This window comes from Roseomonas sp. TAS13, from assembly GCF_001950415.1.
Lineage (GTDB): Bacteria > Pseudomonadota > Alphaproteobacteria > Acetobacterales > Acetobacteraceae > Roseomonas > Roseomonas mucosa.
In genome coordinates this window covers 1-1,699 of sequence record NZ_BDLP01000603.1, presented here as the reverse complement: position 1 = coordinate 1,699, position 1,699 = coordinate 1, and the positions used below count along the sequence as shown (strand labels likewise).

Genomic DNA, 1,699 nt, shown 5'->3' with positions numbered 1-1,699 from the left:
ACCGCTCCGGCACGCCGCAGTACAACATGGGCCTGTCGCGCCGCCGCGCCGACGCCGTGGCCGCCGAGCTGGTGCGCCAGGGCATCCAGCGCTCGGAGATCACGGTCGAGGCCTTCGGCGAGAGCCGCCCGCTGGTGCCGACCGCCGACGGCGTGCGCGAGCCGCAGAACCGCCGCGTGGAGATCGTCCTGCGCTGATCGCGCAGATGCTCCAGGCATCGCTTCGGGAAGGGGGCCGGTCCGCGAGGACCGGCCCTTCTTCTTTGCACGCGTCCCTGGACGGCAGGCACGAAAAAGGGCACCCGAAGGCGCCCCCTGCAAAACCACGAAAAGGAGAGAGGCCCTCAGACCTTCTCCACCTGCCCGTATTCCAGCTCCACGGGGGTGGCCCGGCCGAAGATGGAGACCGAAACCTTCACCCGGCCGCGCTCCTCGTCCACTTCCTCCACCACGCCGTTGAAGCTGGTGAAGGGACCGTCCGCCACGCGAACCTGCTCGCCCACCTCGTAGACCACGGAGGGGCGGCGCGGCTTCTCCACATTCTCCTGTACCTGCTGCAGCATCCGCTGCGCCTCGGATTCGGGAATGGGAGCGGGCTTGTTGCGGGCGCCAAGGAAGCCGGTGACCTTGGGCGTGTCCTTCACCAGGTGCCAGGCGTCGTCCGTCATCTCCATCTTCACCAGCACGTAGCCGGGGAAGAACTTGCGCTCGGCATTCACTTTCTGCCCGCGGCGCACCTCGACCACTTCCTCGGACGGGACGAGCACCTCGCCGAAGAGGTGCTCCAGCCCCTTCTGCACGGCCTGTTCCTTGATCGCCTGGGCGATCTTCTTCTCGAAGCCCGAATAGACGTGAACGACGTACCACTTCATGCCGGCCATGACCGAATCTCCCAATCCGCCTCAGCCGAACCCGAACAGCGCACTCATCCCCAACTGGATGACCTGATCCACCACCAGGAAGAACACGGCCGCCAGGGCCGACAGGGCCAGCACCAGCCCCGTGGTGATCAGGGTCTCCTTGCGGGTGGGCCAGGTGACGCGCGCCACTTCCTGCCGCACGTCGCGCAGATACTGCACAGGGTTCACCTTGGCCAAGGGCCGGCCTCTCCAACACTTCGAGGGCGGTGCCGACGCCGGCATCGCCCGCCTCATCAAGCATGGCGACGGTGGCAGGGGCGGAGGGTCTCGAACCCCCAACCTCCGGTTTTGGAGACCGGCGCTCTAGCCAATTGAGCTACGCCCCTGCACGCGGCATCGCCGTGAGGCCGGGTCTATAGGATAGACAAACTGTCCTGTCGAGATGGCCGCACAGGGAAAACACGGCACCGGGAGAACCCGCCCGTCCCCGCCCGCCCGGGCCTTCGGAGGAGCCGCGGCCGGCCCCGGCGGGAATCCCTGGGACAAGCTACGATCCCTCCCGCAAGGCCCATCCGGACCGGGATTCGCGGCGCCCAGGCGGCGGGGCGGTGCCCGGCCGGCCCGGCCGCCGCGCCAGAAAAAAAGGCGGCCCGCATCGCTGCGGACCGCCGTTCCGTACCCATCCCCGGCACGAGGCCGGGGCGCCGGGCCTTACTTCTCGATGGAGGCGACGACGCCGGCGCCGACGGTGCGGCCGCCCTCGCGGATGGCGAAGCGCAGGCCCTGGTCCATGGCGATCGGCGCGATCAGCTCGACATCCATCGCCACGTTGTCGCCCGG

Annotated in this window: 3 protein-coding genes, 1 tRNA gene and 1 pseudogene; 1 reads left to right on the top strand and 4 read right to left on the bottom strand. The window is 68.7% G+C overall.

Annotation, left to right across the window (positions count from 1 at the left end; all coding sequences use genetic code 11):
* The coding region (locus ROTAS13_RS24115; RefSeq protein WP_139323556.1) for an OmpA family protein at positions 1 to 197 on the top strand (197 nt) is incomplete at its 5' end.
* 146 nt (positions 198 to 343) lie between these two features.
* Here the strand turns inward: ROTAS13_RS24115 and nusG are convergent.
* The 4 genes and pseudogenes from nusG to tuf form a co-directional block, all read right to left on the bottom strand.
* Positions 344 to 880, bottom strand: coding sequence for a transcription termination/antitermination protein NusG (nusG, locus tag ROTAS13_RS24110; protein ID WP_019463442.1), 537 nt, complete (start codon positions 878 to 880; stop codon positions 344 to 346).
* Between the two features lie 21 nt (positions 881 to 901).
* Complete coding sequence (gene secE, locus ROTAS13_RS24105; RefSeq protein ID WP_019463441.1) at positions 902 to 1,096, bottom strand: preprotein translocase subunit SecE; 195 nt, start codon at positions 1,094 to 1,096, stop codon at positions 902 to 904.
* Positions 1,097 to 1,168: 72 nt separating this feature from the next.
* A tRNA-Trp gene (locus tag ROTAS13_RS24100) sits at positions 1,169 to 1,245 on the bottom strand.
* 325 nt (positions 1,246 to 1,570) lie between these two features.
* A pseudogene (gene tuf / locus ROTAS13_RS24095) lies at positions 1,571 to 1,699 on the bottom strand (elongation factor Tu); the annotation flags it as partial.